Source organism: Psychrobacter sp. 1Y4, from assembly GCF_051847555.1.
Genome location: NZ_JBPYDE010000008.1, coordinates 144,426 through 167,324 on the forward strand (window position 1 = coordinate 144,426; position 22,899 = coordinate 167,324).

A 22,899-nucleotide genomic window follows, 5' to 3' on the forward strand; every position below is an offset into this window, starting at 1 on the left:
TAGATTGGCTAAGCTTTACAAACACTTTGTAATTTATGTTGCCCCACTGTGTCATTGGTAGTGCTTTTACTTATAATTCTTGTATTTATTAAACTATTAAGCTAACACTTTTGGACTTTTTTATCAGGTTAAAGATAATAGAACTCATTAAACTTTAACTATTAATATCTGATAGAACTATCTTGTATAAAATAAATGAAATAATAGAAGTCAAATTGATAAATAATAATTGCTTAGTTTTGAGATTTACGTTTCATTTGTTCAAAAAACTCATCGTTCGTCTTAGCTTCTTTTAAACGATCTAATAAAAACTCAGTTGCTTGAACACCATCCATTGGTTGTAATAACTTACGTAATATCCAAACTTTACGTAGCTTATCTTCATCAAGAATACGCTCTTCACGACGAGTGCCTGACTTTTTGATATTGATGGCTGGAAAGACGCGTTTTTCGGCCAAATCACGTTCAAGAGTGATTTCTTGGTTACCAGTACCTTTAAACTCTTCAAAAATGACGCTATCCATCTTGCTACCAGTATCGATAAGGGCACTAGCAATAATCGTCAAGCTCCCTCCTTCTTCAACGTTACGTGCTGCACCAAAAAAACGTTTTGGGCGCTCAAGAGCAGTAGCATCAAGACCACCAGTCAATACTTTACCGGATGAAGGGATAACTGTGTTATAAGCGCGAGCAAGGCGCGTGATAGAGTCCAGCAGAACGACAACATCTTGTTTGTGTTCAACCAAACGCTTGGCTTTTTCGATGACCATCTCAGCGACTTGTACATGGCGCTGCGGCGGCTCATCAAACGTTGAGGCAACCACTTCACCGCGCACTGTGCGTACCATCTCTGTCACTTCTTCTGGACGCTCATCAATCAGTAAAACAATCAGATAACATTCAGGGTTGTTACGCGTAATGGACTGTGCAATCGTCTGTAACAGTACGGTTTTACCTGCTTTTGGTGGAGCGACAATAATAGAGCGTTGACCCTTACCAATCGGCGCAATCAGATCAATGATACGTCCAGTTAAGTCTTCTGTTGTGCCGTTGCCAAGCTCAAGCTTAAGATGCTCGGTAGGAAATAGCGGGGTTAGATTTTCAAAAATGAGCTTATGGCGCGAACGATCTGGCGTATCGAAGTTGACTTCACCTACTTTTAGTAAAGCAAAATAACGTTCAGAGTCTTTTGGTGGGCGAATGGTACCAGCGATACTATCGCCTGTTTTTAGGCTAAAGCGTCTGATTTGACTTGGGCTGACATAAATATCGTCAGGGCCAGCCAAATAAGAGCCTTCTGATGAGCGTAAAAAGCCAAAACCATCTGGTAGGACTTCTAGTACGCCATCACCATAGATAGCTTCGCCGTTACGAGCATGCGTTTTTAATATGGCAAAGATTATGTCTTGTTTACGGCTACGTGCCATATTATCAAGACCCATTTCTTTAGCAATAGCCAATAGCTCAGTGATTGATTTTTTCTTTAATTCAGTTAAATTCATAGGTAGGTCATTAACGATTTATCGGGTGAGAACTGCCATTAGCAGCACAACCCACGACATTGATTAAAACAACGATAGTGTAGCGATAGGATGTGTGCACAGAGTTAAGATTTATATAGCATTGATTTTTATGTATCAGATTATCATCAGCTGCGCAAAACTGTGTCAGGATGACAAATGTGAATATAAAGAGGACTATATAAGAGTTTGGGATATAAAAGCTTGCAATGAAAGCTCTATATCAATAATTATAGTTAGTAGTTTCGTTCAGTATACAATTGTGTTTTGTGTTGATAAACACGAGGAGAATAGCGTTAAGACGCATCAGGAAATTTTATGTTTCTCTTGACAGCAGACTATACGGTTTTAAAGTCAGGCTTGTCAATTATTTTTGTTAAAAAATTTGCATAATTTGCTTTTTGACCAATAAAAATGCAAAAAAGCCATCATCTTGTACAGATAATGGCCAATTTTGATCATTTATTCAAACAATCGAGGGTATTGATATATAATTTATAAATGCTTATCAAGTACTTTAGCAAGTTCAGATTTTGGCTGTAAACCCATTACTGAGTCTACTTTTTCGCCGTCTTTAAAGACGAATAAAGTTGGTATGTTACGAATACCAAAGCGGCTTGCTGCCTGTGGATTGTTGTCTACATCGACTTTGACGATTTTTACTTTGCCTTTATAGTCGTTGGCTAAATCTTCTAAGATAGGCGCTATCGACTTACAAGGACCACACCAAGTCGCCCAAAAGTCTACTAGGACTGGGACATCAGATTGTAGTACGTCTTGGTCAAAGTCTGCATCGGTGGTATTAACAATAAGGTCTGACATAATTATTCTCTCTTGTTGTATCATCTTTTGGCTAGTAATAGATAAAAATAGTTTGATAAATTGGGTGGAAACATATATCTGCTATATGAGCCAGTCCTATTTATCTGTCTAACAAATTACCCAGTTACAGCCTAAGAAGTATGGAATGAAAGTGAAAATGTGCCATTATATTAGCATGTTTGCCACGTCTTGACAGACAAAGGGTGGTTAAAATGCTTAACAACTAGTATTAGTACAATAAATCGAAACACAAATTAACACAGGCTATATCTTGGTAGTAGATTGTCTTTATAATTCGCCTGGTAAAAACGTATACATAACCTACTATGCTTTTTTGCCGTATTTAAACCCATTTACAGAAGTAGCTATTTTTTATGCCTTTTACCGATGAAGACATCGCTGCCATGAATTTACAAGAAACTCAGTATCCAGTAGAGTTTTTTCAAAAATTTGCGCGCGAGATTACCGTTTATGAAGATGACGATATTTGGGTAGTAGACAAACCTGCAGGGTTATTAAGTGTCGATGGTAAGACTTTAAAGGTCAGTCTATTGGCACGACTTGAACGCGCAAATCCTGACGTAAAACTCATTCATCGGTTGGATATGGATACCTCAGGCCTGCTTATCTTTGCAAAAAATGCGGCCGCTCAGACCAATATTAGTAAACAATTCATTGACAGATTGCCGCAAAAGACTTATCAAGCACGGGTTTTTGGTACTTGGGAGACAATAGGAGCCACGGGGAAAATATCTGTGCCCGTAAGATATGAGCCGACAACCAAGCCGCGGCATATCGTTGACCATGATTGGAGTAAGAACGCCTTGACCTTGTATGAGGTACTCGCTTATGAACAATGTAACGGTCAAGCAGCCACTCGTGTTGCGCTAAAACCGGTGACAGGACGTAGCCATCAGTTGCGCGTGCATATGGTACATGCAGGGCACGTCATTATCGGTGATCCTATTTATGCAGAAGGACTGGCATTGCAGATGGCACCGCGTCTAAATTTGCATGCCCAGCAGCTACGTCTAAAGCATCCTGTACTTGGCGCTTGGATGGACTGGGAAAGCGCGGTACCGTTTTAGACGTGGCACATTTTAAAAATAACAAACCAAGCTTAATGCCTAAATTTAGTCGTGTAGAGAGTAGCAGCTATACAAACGAAGTATAAATCGAGGGTAATCAGTTACTAACATAGGATGAGATGATGATCGGTGTTGATTCTATAAAAAATATGACCAAAGCTCGCCTGACGCACTCCCTGATGCGCTCAAAATCTCAACCGAACGTGACGGCGGATTATGAGGTCTTAATCATTGGCGCTGGTATCTCTGGAATTGGTATGGCATGTCGCTTGCAGCAAAACTATCAAAAGCTGTTCAATCATTATTTGAAGGCAAAGAAGCGCAATAAAGATAAAGCTACCAAGCCATTTATTATATTAGAGAAGCGTGCAGACTTGGGCGGTACATGGGATTTGTTTACTTACCCTGGTATTCGTTCGGACTCTGATGCTTTGACTTTTGGTTATAGTTTTCGTCCATGGTTAGATCATAAGATGTTAGCCAAAGGTGATGACATCAAAAGCTACATAGCAGAGACTGCGCGCGAGTTTGAGGTTGAAAAACATATACGCTATCAACATGACGTGCAGCAACTATCTTGGTCAAGTATTGCTAAACAGTGGACTGTCGTGGTCAAAAACCATGCTAGCGGTGAAGTATATACGATGACAGCGAAATTTATCGTTGGTGCAACTGGTTATTATGACTATGATGCAGGATATCGACCACATTTTGAAAGTGAAGAGCAATTCCAAGGTGATATCGTGCATCCACAGTATTGGCAAGATGTGGATTATAACGATAAAAATATCGTAGTGATTGGTAGTGGTGCGACTGCGATGACCTTAGTACCAGCGCTAGTCGATGAAAATGGTGAGCAATGTGCGCGTCATGTAACCATGCTACAGCGCTCACCGACTTATGTAGCCAGTGTGCCGGGCGATGATTATGCACTTGACTGGCTAGCGGGTAAGTTTTCACCTTTATCAAAGCATCAGGCATATACCTTACTACGTACACGCAATGTTCTGATGCAACAAGGTCTGTATCAATTTGCCACCCATGCGCCCAATGTCCTAAAAGCAGCATTAAAGCATGGCGTCAAAAAAGAGTTAAAAGGCAGCGGTGTCGATGTTGCTCATTTTATGCCTACTTATAATCCATGGGATGAGCGTCTATGTGCGGTACCTGATAGCGACTTATTTACTGCATTGCATGGCAAAAGAGCAGAGGTTGTGACCGATCAAATCAGTCATTTTACCAAGACTGGTATCGCCTTAACATCTGGCAAGCATATAGAAGCAGATATTATTGTGACTGCAACAGGGCTTAAGCTCCAGATACTAGGCGGAGCTGCGCTATATGTCGATGGTGAGCTTATCGATGTCGGTGCGCGCATGACTTATAAAGCTGTGATGCTTGAGGGCGTACCCAATATTGCCATGATGTTTGGCTACACCAATGCTTCATGGACGCTAAAAATAGATCTAGCGTGTCAATATGTAGTCAGAATGCTTAACTATATGAAAAAGCACCGTTATAGTGTAGTTTTTCCGCAGGCTACAACGGAGCAAGAGCAGGTGCAAATGCAGCCAGATACGGTACTTGGTGCGCTATCAGCAGGCTATGTACGCCGTGCAAAAGATAAGCTACCCAAGCAGGGCGATCGCTATCCATGGCGTGTGACGAACAATTACCTAAGTGACCGTATTATGCTCAAATACCGTAAAATAGAAGACAACTGGCTACATTTTACTCGCTAGATATTTATTGAGAATCGTTGACGAAATCTGCCACTTGTTTACTCAACATTTGCCATAAAGTCTCTTGCGCACTTTTGCTACCCCAAGCATTATGCGGGCTAAATATTACGCGTGGATGATCGCTCAAGCTCAATAGGGGGTCATCTGCTGTAATAGGTTCTTGTTCAAAGACATCCGTGGCATAACCAAGGATTTGTTGATTATGGATAGCATCTGCCAGGGCCTGGCTATCGACAATACCGCCGCGAGCGACATTCACCAGTAAAGGTTGTTTGCTCATTTTGGCTAAGGTGTTTCGATTGATAAGGTGTTTAGTCTGCTCATTTAATGGACAGTGCAAGCTTATGACATCAGATCGATCAAGTACCTCATCAAAAGCCGTATAGTCATCGTTACGCGGTGTATGACCTTGGTGATCCGCCCACAATACCGTCATACCGAACGCACGGGCTATCTCGGTCACACGCTTACCGATAGTACCGACACCAATGATACCTAGGGTCTTATCTTCTAAATCTACAAGAGACGTATCAAGCAGACAAAAGTTACCGTTGTCTCGCCACGTACCATCCGCTACTTTTTGATGATAATAAATGCCAGCACGCATTGCATTGAGCATTAGCATAAAGGTATGTTCAGGCACGCTTTTGACCGCGTAACCTGCCACGTTATATAAAGCAACGTTGTGCGTCTTGCAAGCTTCTTGATCAACGTTGTTCATACCAGTGGCGGTCAGTTGAATAAGTTTGAGCTTAGGGAGCTTAGCAATCACCTCTGCGTTAATCTGAACTTTATTGGTAAATATAATGTCAGCTTCTTGGCAGCGCTCAATAATAAGGTCGGAATCTGCAGGTGTATCATCGTAAGTGATATAGTCAGTCACGCCTGCAGGTACTGACAAATCTACGCCATCAGAAAATGTTCCTTTATCTAAAAAAACCGCTTGCATAATTAATCCTTATTTATAAAAATTTTGATTTAGAAAGTTTTTATCTTGTTTTTATTAAGGTAAGTAGAATAGATGCTTGGACGTTTTTTCATAAAACGAAGCATACTACTTCGGGCGTCAAGTTTGGGTATCAAGCCAGCTGTTTGCTGTTCTTGCTAGTATCGACTCAATGTAGCATGCTTTGAGCAAAAATTGAAAAATACGTCAGTAAGCGTAAAGATATTAGTTGCTCTAATAGTTACAGATACTACCAACTATTGGCAACTTATTACTTTAGGTATGGTCTTCACTATAAGTTTCATAAAACGCCGCTCATTTTATTATCTGTATTCCTCATCGATCTGCTCTTGAAAAACCAACTTATTGCACGCATTTAGCCGGTAACGTTATATAATAGTGCACTTGACTGGTTTTGCTAAAAAGTCGCTTAACTAAGTTAATATATGCATCTTTAAACGATAGTGCTGACTATCGTAACAACTTCATTGTGCTTTACTTAAGAGTAGTACGATGTTGTTGTCGCCCATTTTCTTATCATCTGAGTACAAAAGACATCGCCTTATGACTATCTCCATCGCCTCATTGCATAGTACCGAATTCGCCGTTGGTCAACGCCATTTATCTGACACCGAGTCCGAGCTTGGCTTGGGTGTGGTTATCGATGTCGACGACCGCTGTGTACATATTTTATTCCCGCAAAGCGAGGAGACGCGCGTGTATGCAAAAAACTCTGCACCGTTGTCACGTGTCGTGTTTAAGGTTGGTGATAGTATCAGTGACCAACAAGGAAATAGCTATACGGTCACTGCGGTTGATGAGGTGATGGGCGTGCTCAAGTATAGTGTCGATGAGCACGAAAAAGGCATTATGGAAACGCGTCTTGCAGCAAATATTACCTTGGCAAAGCCGCTTGAAAGACTGTTGGCGGGTCGTATTGAACGCGGAGACTGGTACGAGCTGCGTCAAGATATATTGCGTATGCAATCAGCGCTGGCAGGACATCCACTGAAGGGTCTCATGGGAGCGCGTGTCGATATCATCGAGCATCAGCTGTATATTGCCCACGAAGTTGGCAAACGTATTGCGCCGCGTGTACTGCTTGCTGATGAAGTCGGTCTGGGTAAAACCATCGAGGCAGGTCTTATTATTCATCAGCAGCTCTTAACCGGTAAAGCTGAGCGCGTCTTAGTATTGGTGCCTGATAGTTTGCAATACCAATGGATGGTTGAGTTACGCCGTCGCTTTAACCTAAACTTTGCTTTGTTTGATCTGGTCCGTACTGCGGCGATTAAAGAGCATGATCCTGAGCAAAATGTGTTTGCTACTGAGCAATGTATTATCGCTGGTATGGATCTGCTACTTGACCATCCTGACTTATATGATCAAGCGATAGAAGCAGGTTTTGATTTGTTAGTCGTCGATGAAGCGCATCATTTGCATTGGGATGAAGCAGCGGGCGGCAACGAAAAATATGACTTAGTGGCTGACTTCGCTGAAGAGACGCCTGGGGTGATGTTACTAACGGCTACGCCTGAACAGCTGGGTGTTCAAAGCCATTTTGCGCGCTTGCGTTTGCTCGACTCTGATCGCTTTGATGATTTGGATGAGTTTATTGCCGGTCAAGAAGCCTTTGCGGAAACTGCGGCCGTGGCTGGTGTATTGATAGAAGATAAGTCGTTAAATGACGGACAAATCGCTGCTCTAACTGCCCTGTTGAATTTAAATGACGATGAGCTGGCAACGATTAATGAAGATGATAAACTACGTACGTATGCCCTTAATGAGCTATTGGATCGTCATGGCACAGGGCGGGTGTTATTCCGTAATACCCGTGAGAGTGTTCAGGGGTTCTATGGACGTAGCAGTCAGGCGTATCCATTGCCATTACCTGAAGCGTGGCAGGACAGCTATCAAACCAAGGGCAAGCTGCGCGAACAGCTGTGGAGCGAGGAAAATCAGCCTGATGGCGGCTGGTTAGAAGATGATCCACGTGTCCCATGGTTGATTGATATCTTAAAAAGTGAGCTTAAACAAGAAAAAGTCTTACTGATCGCTCGTAGTGGGGCAACCGTAGAGAGTTTAGAGGCGGTATTACGCTTACATGCTGGTATTAAGACTGCTATCTTTACCGAGCAAATGACGTTGCTTGAACGTGACCAAGCAGCCGCATTCTTCGCCGATAGTGAAGGCGCGCAGATATTACTATGTTCAGAAATTGGCTCTGAGGGTCGTAATTTTCAGTTTGCAAGTCAGCTGATACTGTGGGACCTGCCGGCCAATCCAGATACGCTAGAGCAGCGTATCGGTCGTCTAGATCGTATTGGGCAGACGCAGCAAATCACACTGCATGTCCCTTATGTACAAAAGACCGCACAAGAACGCTTATATCACTGGTATAACAGCGCCCTAAATATGTTCAATCAGATATCTCCCACGGCCCAAAGTGTGCAAGAACAGTATATTCAAACGCTCAAACCGCTACTTGAAGGTGCCGATACTGCAGAGAGTCGCGATGAGTTAAAAGCTCTCATCGCTGAGGCGTTACAAATGCGCTTGGCGCTAGAAGCACAGCTACAGGCAGGACGTGATCGTCTACTTGAATACAACTCATGCCGTCCACGCGTCGCTGGGCGTATTGCAGATGCGATGCGTGATTTTGATGATAATAATGTGCTACCGCCCTTTATTGAGCGCTTTTTGGCATCAGCAAATGTCGATTATAGTATTCAGCGTGATGGTTCTTGGGTGCTTGCGCCACTCGATAGCACTGAAGTTAGTGAGTATATTGAGGGGCTGCCACTTGGCGATGAAGAAGGTATGACGTTGACCTTTGATCGCGAGCTTGCACTGCAGCGTGAGGACATCGATTTTGTCACCCATGAACATCCATTGATGCGATCGATCTACGAGCTTGCGAGCACGAGTACCTTTGGTAATACGACGGTGGCAATGCTCAAGAGCAATGCCATTCCTCAAGGTATGATTATGCTTGAGGTTCATTTTAGGGTCGAAGCGATCGCGCCAAAGCTACTTAACCTGCCAGCGACTCTACCGACTCAAAACATTCGTGTCTTTATCAGTGAGCAAGGAAGTGATTTATCCGCACGTATCAGTAGCGAGATGATTATGCCGCATATTGATCGTTTGGACAAAACCCGCGCGCGTCAGGTGGTTAAAGTGCGTAGTGATGTGATTGAGAGTCGTTATTACGAGGCCGAGGAGATTGCACGAGCACAGCTGGCTGACATTGGTGAGCAAGCAAGGGCGCGCTTTAATCAGCAATGGTCACGTGAGATTAAACGCCTCAAGCATTTGCAAACCATTAATCCAAATGTGCGCCCAGAAGAAGTTGAGCGCCTAGAGCAATTGCAAGCGCAAGGTGAGCAAGCATTAGCGAACTTATCATTGGTACCGGATTCTATCCGTGTGCTCGTCACGGTAAAGCCGTAGCTATCACCAGTATTGCTAAAAGAGGTGTTATATAACGCCTCTTTTTTACACAATTAATCATTTGGTCGTTTAAGTTTAAAACAACATTTGGTTATTCCTATATTCGTATAAATAAAATCTAACCTAAGTAGTCAAGTTAATGCGGGCAAGTAAGTCTGTAGCAACTGGTCAAAGCTTACAATATTGGTTAAGATGTTTTCTATTTTAAAGATCTAGTATCATTTTTAGGTGCCAAACAAGCGGTTTTAAGCGTTAACGCATTAGTACGGCTTTTCAGTAATAGTCGCTCAAAAATAAGGAAAATTACTGCCATGTCTGATTATCCACAACTGATTGATGAGCTGCTCGCTACGGTGGCACTTATTGAAGTCAGTCCTGATGTATTTGAAGGCAAAAGCCATGACTACGTTGGTAAGCGTATATTTGGCGGGCAAGTACTGGCTCAAGCTATGATGGCTGCAGCTCATACACTGGATACAGATAAGCCTTGTCACTCGCTACATGGTTATTTTTTGCGCGGTGGCGATATCAATCAACCGGTGATTTATCAAGTAAGGCGCTTACGGGACGGTCGTAGTTTGTCAGCACGCGAAGTGACGGCGATTCAGTATAAACAAGTCCGTGGTAAGCCGCCTGTTGAACAAGTGATATTTTCGATGATTGCTTCATTTGCACCGATGGAAGAGGGTTTAGAATATCAAGAAAATATGCCTGTTTATCCACCACCTGAAGATTTACAGACTGAGCAAGACCTAAAAGAGAGCTACGTGGGTAAAGTACCAGATGCGCTTAAGGGTCGTTTTATGCGTCGTCGTCATGTGGAGATTAAGCCTGTCAAGCCGCGCGATCCTATACATCCAGAGCCAACGAAACCGAAGCAAGCCAATTGGTTACGCATCCGTGAACTGGGCTCGCAGCCAGTTGCGATTCAGCAAGCACTCTTGGCGTTTTCTTCTGATTTTTATTTAGTAGGAACGGGGCTTATGTCTCATGGCATCAGCTTTATGACCAGTGGACTACAAGCGGCTAGCATTGATCATTCAATGCATTTTCATCGCAGTTTTGATATAAATGATTGGCTGTTATATGACATGTGGAGTGATACGACATCCAATGCGATGGGGCTAAACCACGGACAGTTTTGGCAAGATGGCAAGCTGGTTGCCACCGTGCAGCAAGAGGGCTTGATGCGTCTGCGCGTGCCAAAGTCTTAGCACTATATATCTTTGTTATAATCATCAAAAAAAAGCGACTCATGATTAATTGTGAGTCGCTTTTTTTATGGCATATGTAGTTTTTTAGACAGTCAAGTATGAAGGTTTATTCTAAAACTTTGATCATCGCTCGTGGCAATCCAAGCGTTGCCCGCGCATCATCAGTATTTAACCAATTAATATTAACATCAGCTGCTTGTAAGGCTTTGCTTATTTCAGCCTTTTGTTTGGCGTCTAAAGTCAATGAATGCGGCTGCAAATACCAATGAAAATGCGTCAGTGAGTGTTTAATCGGTGCGTCATTCAATAAAGAATTACTGAATGATTCCGTTACCAAGTCGTTTTTTATTAGCCATTCATTGATAATCTGCTCAGCGGTAGTAAACTCTGCTTCGTATATTTTTTCTTTACTACGGACATCATTTGCTACGTTTGATAACTTATCATCGTTCGCAACTTGCTTTTTATCAGTCGTCTTAACACTGGCTTTGCCTTCAATTTTTTCTACAAACCGCAAAGGCAAACTCCATAATCCGCCCCAAATACCGTTATCAGGGCGCTGTAGCCATAAGATGCTGCCACCTGCATCTTTAATTAGTAGAGCATTGCTAAACTTGCTTGGTTTGGGCTGTTTTTTTGCTTTGACGGGATAATCCGTTTCGCGACCTTGTGCATGTGCCAAGCAATCATCTTGTAGTGGACACAATAAGCAAGCAGGCTTGCTACGCGTACATAAGGTTGCGCCCATATCCATCATAGCTTGTGCAAACAGCCCTGAACTCTCTCTAGGGGTCAAACGTTCAGCCAATGCCCATAGCTCTTTAGTCGTCGCAGACTTGGTAATATCACCATCAATCGCTGCCCAGCGTGTCAGCACGCGTTTGACGTTACCATCACAGATGACGCCATATCGATGCAGCCCCATTGCCATAATCGCCCCAGCGGTAGAAGGGCCAACGCCAGATATCGCTTCCCAACCCTCTAAAGTTTGAGGAAAGTCGCCAGTCTCATCAATTATGTCGATCAATTGCTTTGCGCCTTTATGCAAATTCCGTGCGCGAGCGTAATAGCCCATGCCCGCCCAATGCTCAGCGATAGTATCCCAATCCGCTGCTGCTAAATCCTGCACCGTCGGAAACGAGTTCATAAAACGCGCAAAGTAGGGCAGTACAGTCGTTACTTGTGTTTGCTGGAGCATGACTTCCGATAACCAAACGACATAAGGATTGGGCGTATCGGTCTGATGTTGTTGCCAAGGTAAATCGTGGCGACCGTTTTCGGCAAACCAATCTAATAAGCGTGGGGCGAAGGAGTTTAGTGATTTGGATGCATAGTTGAAATTAGGTTCTGAGTTAACGGTTGTCTGAGTCATAGGATTTTTTAATTATCACTTGAGGTTATTAATCCTATTTTACCACTACATATTCTATGAGTTGGGTTTGTATGATTTACTATGAGAATTAATGATTAAATACTGTACTGTTATTAGTAAAGCACCATGCTCTCTATGCAGCTTACATACTAAAGTTTTCAAAAGGATTGATGAATTTGAAGCCATACGTCAAAACGCTTATTAATGCTGCGTAACCAGAAATTTTAAGAATATTCTCTCGTAAAGATTTAAGGTTATCTATACCATACTTATGAACAACATTGGCTAAATCAGATAATGCTTCAATTTCAAAGTTATTAATAACAATTTCACTTAATGAAGTTATATTTATTTGTTCGATAATATCACTTGGGTAATTGAATGCAGCCATTGCTACGATACTTAAAAGGGGGATCGAGTATAAAATATAATCGCTAATAGGGTGTGACTCATAAACTTTGAATAACTCCCTAAATTTGAGATAATGCACTATTTTGTATGCAATGTCCTGAGCAACTATCAACGCTATAACAAACATCATGTAAAGAAATTTGACTACTAAAACAAGAATAGTTATAAAAAATAGTAAAGTGAGCAGCCAAGTATAAAAAACTGTTTTCCCAACATCTGACTCATTTTTTGCGACGAAATACATAATAAATGGTGGAATAAAGGTTAAGAACAGAGTTGTATACAATGCAGTATTATAAAAAACACTTCTCAAAATTAGAAATAAACCCAAACTAAGTCCATAATAAGTTAATGAAAATCTATTTTCATGGAACCACCACTTAAGCTCGTAAGTCATATCTAAACTCAAATTTTTGTAGGATGAACCCAGCGCGCTGATAAATAATCTTAAGAATTACTTCCGATTCTTTCTTGCCCGTTTTTTGCGTAAGCGCTTTTCTTCTAGTTTGGCTTCTTTTTTCGCTTCCGCTTGTGCGCGTATCTCTTCTACTAATAATAGCTCCACTTCACGCATTTTTGGTGTCTCTAACGTAATGCGCCCTAGGGTGCCACTGCGCAGCTCATTGACCAAAATCTCAGACATACGGTAAGTATCAACGATGCCGCCTCTTTTTAGCAGGCCTCGGTTACGTCCAGCAACTTCGAAAAGCTCCCAATCAGTTTGGGGCAAATCTTCGATTTTATAGCGTTCTTTAAGCAGCTCAGGATAAGCTTCAATTAAATATTCAGCGGTGTAACCAGCCACATCAGCGAAATCAAATGCGGTGTCTTTGATACCACCTGTAGCCGCCAAGCGATAGCCTGAATTTGGGTTTTCAATCTTTGGCCAAAGCATACCAGGGGTATCATAAAGCATGATGTCGTTATCGATTTTGATCAGCTGTTGAGATTTAGTCACGGCAGGTTCATCGCCTGTTTTAGCGATGCTACGTCCAGCCAAGCTGTTAATCAAAGTCGATTTGCCAACGTTTGGTATGCCCATGATAAGCACCTTGATTTGCCTACCAGTGCCGACTTTATTGGGGATTAGCCGCTTACACAGCTCGACAATTTTATGTACGTCGTTGGTTTTGTTATCATCAAAAGCGATGGCTTTTACTTGATCCTGACTTTCTAAATACTCAATCCACGCTTGCGTTTGATCAGGGTCGGCGAGGTCTGCTTTATTGAGTATTTTGATGACGGGTTTTTGTCCACGTAGCGCTGCGACCATAGGGTTTTCGCTACTGTATGGAATGCGTGCATCGATGACCTCGATGACGACATCCATCTCTGGCATAATTTCTTTAATCTCGTTACGGGCTTTGTTCATATGTCCAGGGAACCACTGGATACTAGCGTTACTCATTGATATCACAACCTTCTTTAAATGGAGTGCCAAAAGTAGAACAATAAATTTTTACTTTTGTGATGAGGTCAAGTTTACTACACAATGAGGGGTTGAATGCGCCTAAAGTAGATTGCTCGCTTTATTTTAATTTGCCTAAACGTATTATTGCAAAAGTGCGTCTTAAAAAAAGCTTTGATCAGGTAAGAATTTACACGCTTAATAAAGGGCTTTTTATACAAAAAAAGCGAAGCATGAATATCATGCTCCGCTTTGAATTTTATGATCACTGTAATCAGTTGAAACTGTTAAATAATTACCCTAAATTTGCTTTCATAAACTCGAGCATATTTTCCCAACTTTGCTTAGCTGCGCTTTCGTTGTAGCCTAAATCGATATCATTTTTAGCGGCACGCTCATCTGCATTTGGATTGGTAAAGCCGTGCTTAGCATTATCATAGACATCAACCGTATAGTCTACGTCAGCTGCGTCCAATTCAGATTTTAGATCTTCTATTGCATCCATTGATACCATAGAATCATCACGACCATGGGCAACCAGTACTTTGGCTTTAAAGTTACTGTCTGCAGGTTGTTTCGCTGCTGGGTTACCGTGGAAAGTAGCGACTGCTTTTAATGGCATGCCCTCGCGTGCCATATCAAGAACGACTTTACCACCGAAGCAATAACCAATCGCGCCTAGGTTATCGCCATTGACTGCCAGTTGGCTACTAAAGTCATTAAGGATTAAGCGGCAGCGTGCCATTAGCATATTTTGGTCTGCAAGTACTTGTTCCATCCACATATTGGCCATAGCAGCATCTGCAGTCAGTTTGCCTTCACCGTAGACATCCATTGCCACCGCTGCATAACCAGCCTTAGCCAAATTTTCGGTGATGGTCTTAGGATGGTCAACCACACCCCACCACTCTGGTGCGACCATAATACCAGGCGCTGGATTGGTATCAGAAGCATCTTCTGGCAGTGCAATATAGCTAATAAGCTCAACGCCATTGTCTGTCGTGCTGACTAATTCATAAGTTTGAATAGACATATTATTATCCTTTTTTATATTGTGAGTTTTATTTAGGGGGTTTGTACATGTTCAATTGTTTGACTCGTCCTACCTTAACGCCCACGACCAACAAAAACAGCTATAATACTGTAACGCTCTTTATCAAAATGATACTGTGACTTTATAAAACCCTACTATGACTCCATGAGGCCAAACTTGTTAGATCCATCAAGTTCATTTTCAAAAAAAGTATCTGATAAAACATCCAATACAAAGCCCGACGAGGCCGATAGTGCAACGCTACGTCCACAGTTTTGGACCCGATTTAATCTAGATGAATTAAATCATAGTGAATGGGAAGCATTGTGTGATGGTTGTGGCAGTTGTTGTTTGATTAAATATATGGACGATGATGATGAGGAAGAACTGGTCGAATATACGGATGTGACCTGTCAGCTCATGGACTGTGCGACAGGCTATTGTAGACATTATGATACGCGCCAAGAGTACGTACCTGATTGTATTCAACTGACGATTGAGAATTTGCCCAATATGATGTGGTTGCCAGCGCACTGCGCGTACAAACGTTTGTATAAAGGTCAAACGCTACCAGACTGGCATCTACTATTAACTCAAGATGCCGTCATAACGCAGCAGCAAATGCGCGCGGTCAATGTCGGGGTAGCAGGGCGCTGCATCTCTGAGATTGGTATCTCTGATGAGGAGATGGAGACGCGAGTGGTTAACTGGGTTACGCCTTAGTTGTCTTGACGCCTTGTTTGTCAAAATCTTTAGCTATCAAAAACATTAATCATTAGAAGCCTTGGCAGCAGACTTAGCTTCTGCGTCAGCTTTGGCTTGTGAGTCTGCTAGCGGCGGTATGGGAATACCTTGGCGAATCTGAGCTGAAAACCTGCTACCATTAGCCTGAGTGTCTAGATCGGCCTGATTGTCAAAACCTCTAACCTTTGGGTTAATATGGGCATGCTCATACCAGGTAGCCATTGACCAAGGCTGGCCACTGTTCTTGGGATTGGCATCTAGCATACCGACATCATACAGATAGTTTGGTAACCAGCCAGATACCCAAATTCGATAATCCCATGGCAGACGTTCGCCGCTAACGATGCGCGCCATATAAAAAATAATATTGGTGCAGTTACTGGTTAAGGTATTATACCAAGCGGGCTTAGCATTGAGCTCATCGGCTGCAATCAAGTACGACTCAAACAATGATCTGACTTCCGACTGCTGCAAATGGCTAACAGGCAACAAATACACTTGCTCACCGCGCGCATTGCTACGAGTATAAATAATATCGCGCTCTTCAGAGGCAATGAGGCTAAGCTCGTAACGTCTAAAAAAGCCCGCTAGTGCCGAAAACGATTCACCATCTTCTTTACGAATCTCAAAAGAAAAGGCAAGCGGGCGATCATCTTCAAAACGAAAACTGACTAAGGTATGAGCAATGAGAGGTCCCATCCAATAAGAGTTAATGACATCGACTCCGGACAATTTAGACATATCAACTGTACGCGTCTCCCAGTGCGCAGTCGCGTCCTCGTCAGTATGCCAATCAAAATTACGCACATTGGTAAAGGTAATCAAATTAGGATTGGCCGCATCGCGCTTATAGGCGACCCTTTGACTAACCTCAGGCATCCAGTCGCGGTTTTGTTTGGCTTCAATAGAAAAAAACCACCCAAGACCCAGCAGCCAGACAGCCGCATACAGTCCACCTAGCCAAGTAACGATGGTTCTTTGTTTAAAGGACTGATTAAACGTGTTGTTAATAACTTTACTTGGAAGCCTTGGTTTGGTCTTTACAAGCAGTAGCGATGTAAGCAAACCGATAACTAACGCATACGCCACCCAAGTTATAGGATTATATGCGCCAAGCTGATACCAGATTAACATCAGCAACCATAATGCTGATAACAACAGACCAAGAATGACCAAAAAAGAAACAAGATAGTATCGCCAGTCGTTTGTCTGACGTGCAAGGTTGTGCTTGTCTTTAAAAGCGTCAAGAGGGGTTTTTCGTGATGATCGAAGCCGAGAAAAAAGAGAGCGAAGCGACATAAGTGTGGGCTAGGTAAGTAAAGTCGTTGACGATAGCAAAGTTTATAACACACTGACAATACAATTTGGATAAATTTGTCGTTGAATGTCTGATTGGCTTGCGATAAAGTGAAGCTAATTTAGACTGGTCTATTTATCCTTAATGATCAATGTTACCTATTATTAGTGATATTTGTGACTAACGATACTTGTAATTAATGATACCTAGGCTTGTTTATTTTACTCTTCACGACGCAATCTATTAATATATTAATTATACTAAACTAAAGAGGTTAACTCATATCGCCATGTCTGACGACGCTCCAAGCCCGAGTAGTTGGTCGATGCGCGGCTTAAAACGCTGGCTATCGACCGCCCCTGAAACCCGTGATGAATTGATTCGTTTGGTACAAGACTCCCGTCAGTTCTTAGAGCCAGACACAGTTGATATGCTCGAAGGTGTACTGGACTTGCCAGCCACACAAGTACGTGAAATTATGACACCGCGTCCGCAAGTGATTGGCTTGCACGAAAGCAACAACCTTGCTGATGTGATGGACATTATCCTTGATACCACGCATTCACGCTATCCTGTTTTTGACAGTCAAGACGATGATGCCGTTATTGGTATTTTACTTGCCAAAGATTTGATTCCTATTCTTGTTCATATGGTGCGCGATCAAGAAGATAAAATCGACAGCAAACGTCTAAAAGACTTGGTACGTCAACCTCTCTATATTAGTGAAACTGCGCGCTCTGATACGTTACTGCGCTCATTACAGCGCACTCAAGTACACATGGCGATTGTGGTCGATGAGTTTGGAAATTTTGCAGGCGTAGTCACGATGGAGGACTTGTTAGAAGAAATCGTCGGTGACATCGTCGATGAGCACGATGACTTTGATGAAGACAGTGATATTAATAATATTATCGCCGATCCTGAAAAGCCTAACACTTGGCGAGTACAAGCGTCTACGGTGATTGAAGACTGTAACGATGAGCTGGGCAGCCATTTTGATGATACCGATGTCGATACGATGGGCGGTCTTGTCATGCAAACACTTGGCTATGTGGGTGATCTAGAAGGTGAGAGCGTACAAATAGATGATTGGGAAATCAAAGTAATCGATGCAGAAGGACGCTTTATTCAAAATCTAGAGCTGACCAAGACCACCGACACTCAGCGCCTGTTAATAGGTAGCCATTAGTGTATCGATGATAGTATGATGATGAGATAGACGTTTATTAAGGTAGACGACTATTAGATAGTCAATATAATATCTGATATCTGATAAACGCCATGAGCATTTATATTGAGCTTATATGACAACAGCACGACTTCGGTCGTGTTTTTTGCTTTTTAGCCTATGCTTTTTTTGCTACGCAAATTTACCCATTAATGAATACAGACTGGTATCATGGGCGCATTTAATTTTAAGCATTCTTAATTTTGAGAATTGACAGCCAACCACTGTCAAAAACAGCCGTTGTCGGACAAATAATCTCAGATTTAACGTTTTGAATAATAAGGTTTCGGATAATAGCTATGCGCCTGTCTACTGTTGATTTACAAAAGCGTTTGAACCCCACTAAGCCCAAGCAACTATCGCTTGGGTTGTCTATTTTGATAGCTTGGCTCGCAGGTGCGATATTTATATTTGCACTTGCACCTTATGATATTTGGCCACTAGCGCTAGTGTCACCTGCTATCTTATATGGTCTATTGTTACCAGCGATGACTGGCAAACGTGCGTTTATTATCGGACAAGCATACGGTACGGGGCTTTGGTGCGTCGGCGCATTTTGGCTGTATACCTCCATTCACGTTTATGGAGCGACGCCTGCATGGCTTGCACTCATTATGATTGCGCTTATGGGCCTAGGCATGGGGTTGTTCCATGGCTTTTTAGCGTTGTTGTTTAATCGTGTAGTCGGTAAGCAGCCTTTATCGTTTGCCGCGCTTTGGGTACTACAAGAATGGACGAAAACATGGCTATTTACAGGGTTTCCGTGGTTGTTCGTCGGCTATGCCTTTACTGAACAGTATTGGTTGTCGTCACTTGCACCCATCGCTGGGGTATTTGCCATCTCCTTTGTCGCCATCCTATTGGCAGCAAGTATCGTTGAGCTGCTGCGCCGTCGCGGCGGTTACATGGTGGCTGCCATCGCCTTGTTAATCATCAGTACGTCATTGTGGCTGATTAACCCGCAGTGGACAAAGCCTAAAGGCACGCCTGATTTGTCCGTATCATTAATTCAAGGCAATATTCCGCAAGATCTCAAATGGTTGACCGAATATCAAGTAGAAACGCTCAATATTTATGCCAAATTAACCAGCACGGAATGGGGACGCGATCTTATCCTTTGGCCTGAATCATCGATTCCAATGTTTCAGACAGAGGCCGTTGGTTTTATCAGCGAGATGGTAAAGATGGCCAAAGCCACTGATACTACATGGGTGACAGGAATTCCTTATAAGGATGAGGCGGCGTTTGATGCAACTCAAGATAAGTACCCACCATTTTATAATAGTGTCGTTGCGTTAGGTGCGGATGCAGAAGGCTTGTATAAAAAACAGCGTTTAGTGCCGTTTGGTGAGTATATTCCATTTGAGGGGTTATTAGATATACTACCCAATTTGGCAGGTAGCCAAGACATCATGAGCTATAGTCGCGGTAGTGATGAGCAATTACCGTTACAGGTACGCGGACACAATCTAGGCGCGGCGGTTTGTTACGAGGTTGCTTACCCTGATACCACTCGTAAAAACGCCATCAGTACCGACTTTTTATTGACCATCTCAAACGATGCTTGGTTTGGTACGTCGGCAGGTCCATTGCAGCATCTACAAATGGTACAAATGCGGGCGTTAGAAAATGGCCGCTGGTTTATGCGAGCCACCAACACAGGTGTGACTGCTATCATCGATCATAAAGGCCGTATCGTTGAGCGCGCACCGCAGTTTGAGCGCACCGTATTACGAGGTGATGTGCAAGCGCGGGTTGGCAATACACCATTTATGCGTTTTGGTAATTATCCAATTTTATTCATCATTGCGCTATTATTACTGCTGAGCTACCTTGGCAAACGCGCCGCCGCTCGTGCTCGTCTTGGTAAATAAAAAGGACATCGTCAATGGCTTATAAGCAGGTACTAAATAATAATTCCTTCAAATAGTTAAGGGTTTTAACACATTGGTACAAATTGCGATATAATAGGCTAAAATTTCAAATATTTTGCGCAAGGTGGATAAGGTATGTCAGAAGATATCGTCAACAACAATCCAAAAAAAGAGTTTATATATGCTTTGGGCGGCATTGCCTTGTTCTTGGGTATTGTCTTACTTATTGGTATCTCAGCATTCTTGCGTCCAGCAGGTGAGCACATCACAGCTGAAACGACTGAAGCCTCGGCAGCGGCTGATGAAGCAGAAGCGATCGCTGTTGAAGAGCCAGTAGTGACTGATACTGCTGTTGCTACTGCAGAAGCCGCGTCAGCAGACACTGATACCGATGCAGCAGTAGGTGCTGGCGAGAGTGCGACTGAAGCTGCCGCTGATGCTACGGTTACGCCTGCTGAAGACACAAGCGGTGCAGTGGTTAGCGCTGAAGCTGGTACAGCCACTGCTTCTGGCACAGTGAGCCAAGCTGCGGTTGAAGATACCGAACTCACCGCAGAACAAGCTGACGGTGATCTGGAGGCTGGTACAACTGAAGATACGACTACTGCTCAATAAACTAATGAGACTGTTTGATAAAATGGTTAAATACTATCGTTAGTATTTCATGATAGATAGTTAAGTAGTAGCGTTTTTAAAAAGCACCGAGCTATTATTTTTAATAGCTCGGTGCTTTTTTGTCTCATGTTTTCGTAAGTGACTGTTCAATTAATGAACATTCTTTTCCTTTACATATTTGTAATCTGATGAAACAATAACGCGCATTTATGACTGTCTGTCTTACTAGCGATGGACTTGGTCATCTCTATCGTAGTATCGCAAAGGAATAAACTTATGAGCACGGAAGTAAAATCAGAGGTTAGTGCTACTGAGCTAGAAGCACTAGATAATGGGTTTATGGGCCATCCCAAACCGCTGCGCCCTTTATTCTTTACTGAGATGTGGGAGCGGTTCTCTTACTATAGTATCCGTCCGCTGTTGGTATTATTTATGGTGGCGACGGTGGGAAGCGGTGGCTTTGGTTTCGATGAAGTTACCGCTTCTGCTATCTATGGTATTTTTGCAGGCTCTTTGTACTTGGCAGCGGTACCAGGTGGCTGGCTTGCTGATAACTGGCTTGGTCAAGAGCGTGCATTATGGTGGGGCAGTATTATTATCGCGCTTGGCCATTTATGTATCGCGCTCTCCGCAATGTTCGGTATGACATTATTCTTCGTTGGTCTCATCTGTATCGTGTTGGGGTCGGGGTTATTTAAAACCTGTATTTCGGTGATGGTTGGGGCGTTATACTCTAAGGGTGATGTGCGCCGTGACAGTGGCTTTACTCTATTTTATATGGGTATCAATATCGGCGCTTTATTAGCTGCCCTTATCGTTGGGGTATTTAAAGAGCAAGGCATGTGGCATGTCGGCTTTGGGGTTGGTGGACTGGGTATGTTGGTCTCGCTACTCATCTATCGTTTTTCTGCTCAAAAGACATTGACACGCTATGCACAAGCAAAAGGCATCGCTGCTGAGTGGGAGCGCTCAAATGACCGTTTTAACAACATCGGTCGCTGGGTCATAGGATTTGTGGCTTTACTGGTCGCAGTCGTTGTGCTGGTCGCGTCTGGTATAATGCCGTTTGAGCCGCAAATGGTGGCAGAGTATATGACCTATATCATCGCAAGTGTGGTGATACTGTATTTTGCGATTATGTTTATTTCACCAAGGCTGGATAAAACCGATAAGCTGCGTTTGCTGATTTGCTTCATTTTGATTATCGGCTCAACGCTGTTTTGGTCAAGTTTTGAGCAGCAGCCAACATCATTTAATCTATTTGCTGATCGCTATACTGATCTAAACGTTTTGGGTTTTGAGATACCAAGCATTTGGTTCCAGTCACTTAACCCTTTATTTATTCTTCTTTTAGCACCCATCATTAGTATTGTTTGGGTCAAGCTTGGTAACCGAGGTCTTGAGCCAAGTAGTATGGTGAAGTTTGCCCTTGGGATGTTACTCGCTGCGGCAGGCTTTGGTCTGATGATTATCGCCTCAAAAAGTATTTTGACCAATGATACGGGCCTAGCATCGCCTTTATGGCTAGTTGGTAGCTTGCTGCTCTTGACACTTGGCGAGTTGGCACTTAGTCCTGTAGGTCTGTCGTCAATGACGAAACTTGCACCAAAGGGCATGCAAGGACAGATGATGGGGCTTTTCTTTGCATCTTTAGCGATGGGTAATTTGGTTGCGGCATTCTTCGGCGGCAATGTGTCAGCTGATAAAATTGAAGGTCTACCAACATTATTTACTACAATGACCGTCTTTTTGGTGGTGACGGCTGCCATCTTGTTAATATTAGCAAAGCCTATCAATAATATGCTCAAAAAGAGCGAGCATGCTGATAAGGCTGTCCAATAAATAGCGCTTTAACGTTACTTTTGTACAGGCTATACGCTCAATAAAAGACAAATTTAAGACGTGTTACCAGTTGTGGGAACGCGTCTTATTGGTTTACTTGTTAAGATATTTGTCTAAGCTATTGAAAGCCTGCGCTGTGCCCAAACATCTAATGATGTTCTACTAAAATACTATACTACTCTTTGTAGCAGTTAGCCTCGTTTATTTGAATTTTTATGAAAACTTAGTGCTAGATATAAATGATCTAAATACTGATCGTTTACTTAATGCTCAAGATTTACCCGCTCGAA

17 protein-coding genes are annotated in these 22,899 nt (G+C 42.8%); 9 read left to right on the top strand and 8 right to left on the bottom strand.

Annotated elements, in window-relative coordinates; translation table 11 throughout:
- Positions 1–233: 233 nt before the first annotated feature.
- On the bottom strand, positions 234–1,502 hold the full coding sequence (gene rho, locus ACS8FC_RS08905; RefSeq protein WP_075103494.1) for a transcription termination factor Rho: 1,269 nt from the start codon (positions 1,500–1,502) through the stop codon (positions 234–236).
- 513 nt (positions 1,503–2,015) lie between these two features.
- Positions 2,016–2,342 (bottom strand): thioredoxin, encoded by a 327-nt coding sequence (trxA, locus tag ACS8FC_RS08910; RefSeq protein WP_439296506.1) that lies wholly within the window; start codon positions 2,340–2,342, stop codon positions 2,016–2,018.
- A 374-nt stretch (positions 2,343–2,716) separates the two neighbouring features.
- On the opposite strand from trxA, the gene ACS8FC_RS08915 reads away from it, so the two are divergent.
- A complete protein-coding gene (locus ACS8FC_RS08915) occupies positions 2,717–3,430 on the top strand; it encodes an RluA family pseudouridine synthase (RefSeq protein WP_439263130.1) in 714 nt (237 codons plus the stop codon).
- 203 nt (positions 3,431–3,633) lie between these two features.
- Positions 3,634–5,172: a flavin-containing monooxygenase gene (locus ACS8FC_RS08920; RefSeq protein WP_439296527.1), complete on the top strand. Its 1,539-nt coding sequence runs from the start codon at positions 3,634–3,636 to the stop codon at positions 5,170–5,172.
- Between the two features lie 4 nt (positions 5,173–5,176).
- Here ACS8FC_RS08920 and ACS8FC_RS08925 read toward each other — a convergent pair whose 3' ends face one another.
- Entirely contained in the window at positions 5,177–6,121 is a 945-nt protein-coding gene (locus tag ACS8FC_RS08925; RefSeq protein ID WP_439263132.1) for a D-2-hydroxyacid dehydrogenase, read from the bottom strand.
- A 561-nt stretch (positions 6,122–6,682) separates the two neighbouring features.
- On the opposite strand from ACS8FC_RS08925, the gene rapA reads away from it, so the two are divergent.
- A complete protein-coding gene (rapA, locus tag ACS8FC_RS08930; protein WP_439296507.1) occupies positions 6,683–9,571 on the top strand; it encodes an RNA polymerase-associated protein RapA in 2,889 nt (962 codons plus the stop codon).
- A gap of 311 nt (positions 9,572–9,882) precedes the next feature.
- Complete coding sequence (locus ACS8FC_RS08935; RefSeq protein WP_299220966.1) at positions 9,883–10,785, top strand: acyl-CoA thioesterase; 903 nt, start codon at positions 9,883–9,885, stop codon at positions 10,783–10,785.
- A 106-nt stretch (positions 10,786–10,891) separates the two neighbouring features.
- Here ACS8FC_RS08935 and mutY read toward each other — a convergent pair whose 3' ends face one another.
- The 4 genes from mutY to ACS8FC_RS08955 form a co-directional block, all read right to left on the bottom strand.
- Complete coding sequence (mutY, locus tag ACS8FC_RS08940; protein WP_439296508.1) at positions 10,892–12,157, bottom strand: A/G-specific adenine glycosylase; 1,266 nt, start codon at positions 12,155–12,157, stop codon at positions 10,892–10,894.
- A 142-nt stretch (positions 12,158–12,299) separates the two neighbouring features.
- Positions 12,300–12,548: a hypothetical protein gene (locus tag ACS8FC_RS08945; protein ID WP_439296509.1), complete on the bottom strand. Its 249-nt coding sequence runs from the start codon at positions 12,546–12,548 to the stop codon at positions 12,300–12,302.
- Positions 12,549–13,022: 474 nt separating this feature from the next.
- Positions 13,023–13,976, bottom strand: a complete 954-nt coding sequence (ylqF, locus tag ACS8FC_RS08950; RefSeq protein WP_439296510.1) for a ribosome biogenesis GTPase YlqF — start codon at positions 13,974–13,976, stop codon at positions 13,023–13,025.
- A gap of 295 nt (positions 13,977–14,271) precedes the next feature.
- Positions 14,272–15,009, bottom strand: coding sequence for a dienelactone hydrolase family protein (locus ACS8FC_RS08955; RefSeq protein ID WP_439296511.1), 738 nt, complete (start codon positions 15,007–15,009; stop codon positions 14,272–14,274).
- 165 nt (positions 15,010–15,174) lie between these two features.
- Between ACS8FC_RS08955 and ACS8FC_RS08960 the strand changes: the two genes are divergently transcribed.
- The gene (locus ACS8FC_RS08960; RefSeq protein WP_439296512.1) at positions 15,175–15,732 is read left to right on the top strand and encodes a YcgN family cysteine cluster protein; all 558 of its coding nucleotides are present in this window, start codon (positions 15,175–15,177) and stop codon (positions 15,730–15,732) included.
- A 45-nt stretch (positions 15,733–15,777) separates the two neighbouring features.
- Here ACS8FC_RS08960 and ACS8FC_RS08965 read toward each other — a convergent pair whose 3' ends face one another.
- Complete coding sequence (locus tag ACS8FC_RS08965; RefSeq protein ID WP_439296513.1) at positions 15,778–17,052, bottom strand: Lnb N-terminal periplasmic domain-containing protein; 1,275 nt, start codon at positions 17,050–17,052, stop codon at positions 15,778–15,780.
- Between the two features lie 287 nt (positions 17,053–17,339).
- On the opposite strand from ACS8FC_RS08965, the gene ACS8FC_RS08970 reads away from it, so the two are divergent.
- The 4 genes from ACS8FC_RS08970 to ACS8FC_RS08985 all read left to right on the top strand — a co-directional run bounded on the left by ACS8FC_RS08970 (position 17,340) and on the right by ACS8FC_RS08985 (position 22,609).
- Positions 17,340–18,239, top strand: coding sequence for a CBS domain-containing protein (locus tag ACS8FC_RS08970; RefSeq protein ID WP_439263149.1), 900 nt, complete (start codon positions 17,340–17,342; stop codon positions 18,237–18,239).
- 338 nt (positions 18,240–18,577) lie between these two features.
- Positions 18,578–20,152 carry an apolipoprotein N-acyltransferase gene (gene lnt / locus ACS8FC_RS08975; RefSeq protein ID WP_439296514.1) on the top strand — a complete coding sequence of 525 codons (1,575 nt, stop codon included), beginning with the start codon at positions 18,578–18,580 and terminating at the stop codon, positions 20,150–20,152.
- Between the two features lie 135 nt (positions 20,153–20,287).
- Positions 20,288–20,767 (top strand): hypothetical protein, encoded by a 480-nt coding sequence (locus tag ACS8FC_RS08980; RefSeq protein WP_439296515.1) that lies wholly within the window; start codon positions 20,288–20,290, stop codon positions 20,765–20,767.
- Between the two features lie 276 nt (positions 20,768–21,043).
- Positions 21,044–22,609, top strand: coding sequence for a peptide MFS transporter (locus tag ACS8FC_RS08985; protein ID WP_439263155.1), 1,566 nt, complete (start codon positions 21,044–21,046; stop codon positions 22,607–22,609).
- Positions 22,610–22,899 lie beyond the last annotated feature (290 nt).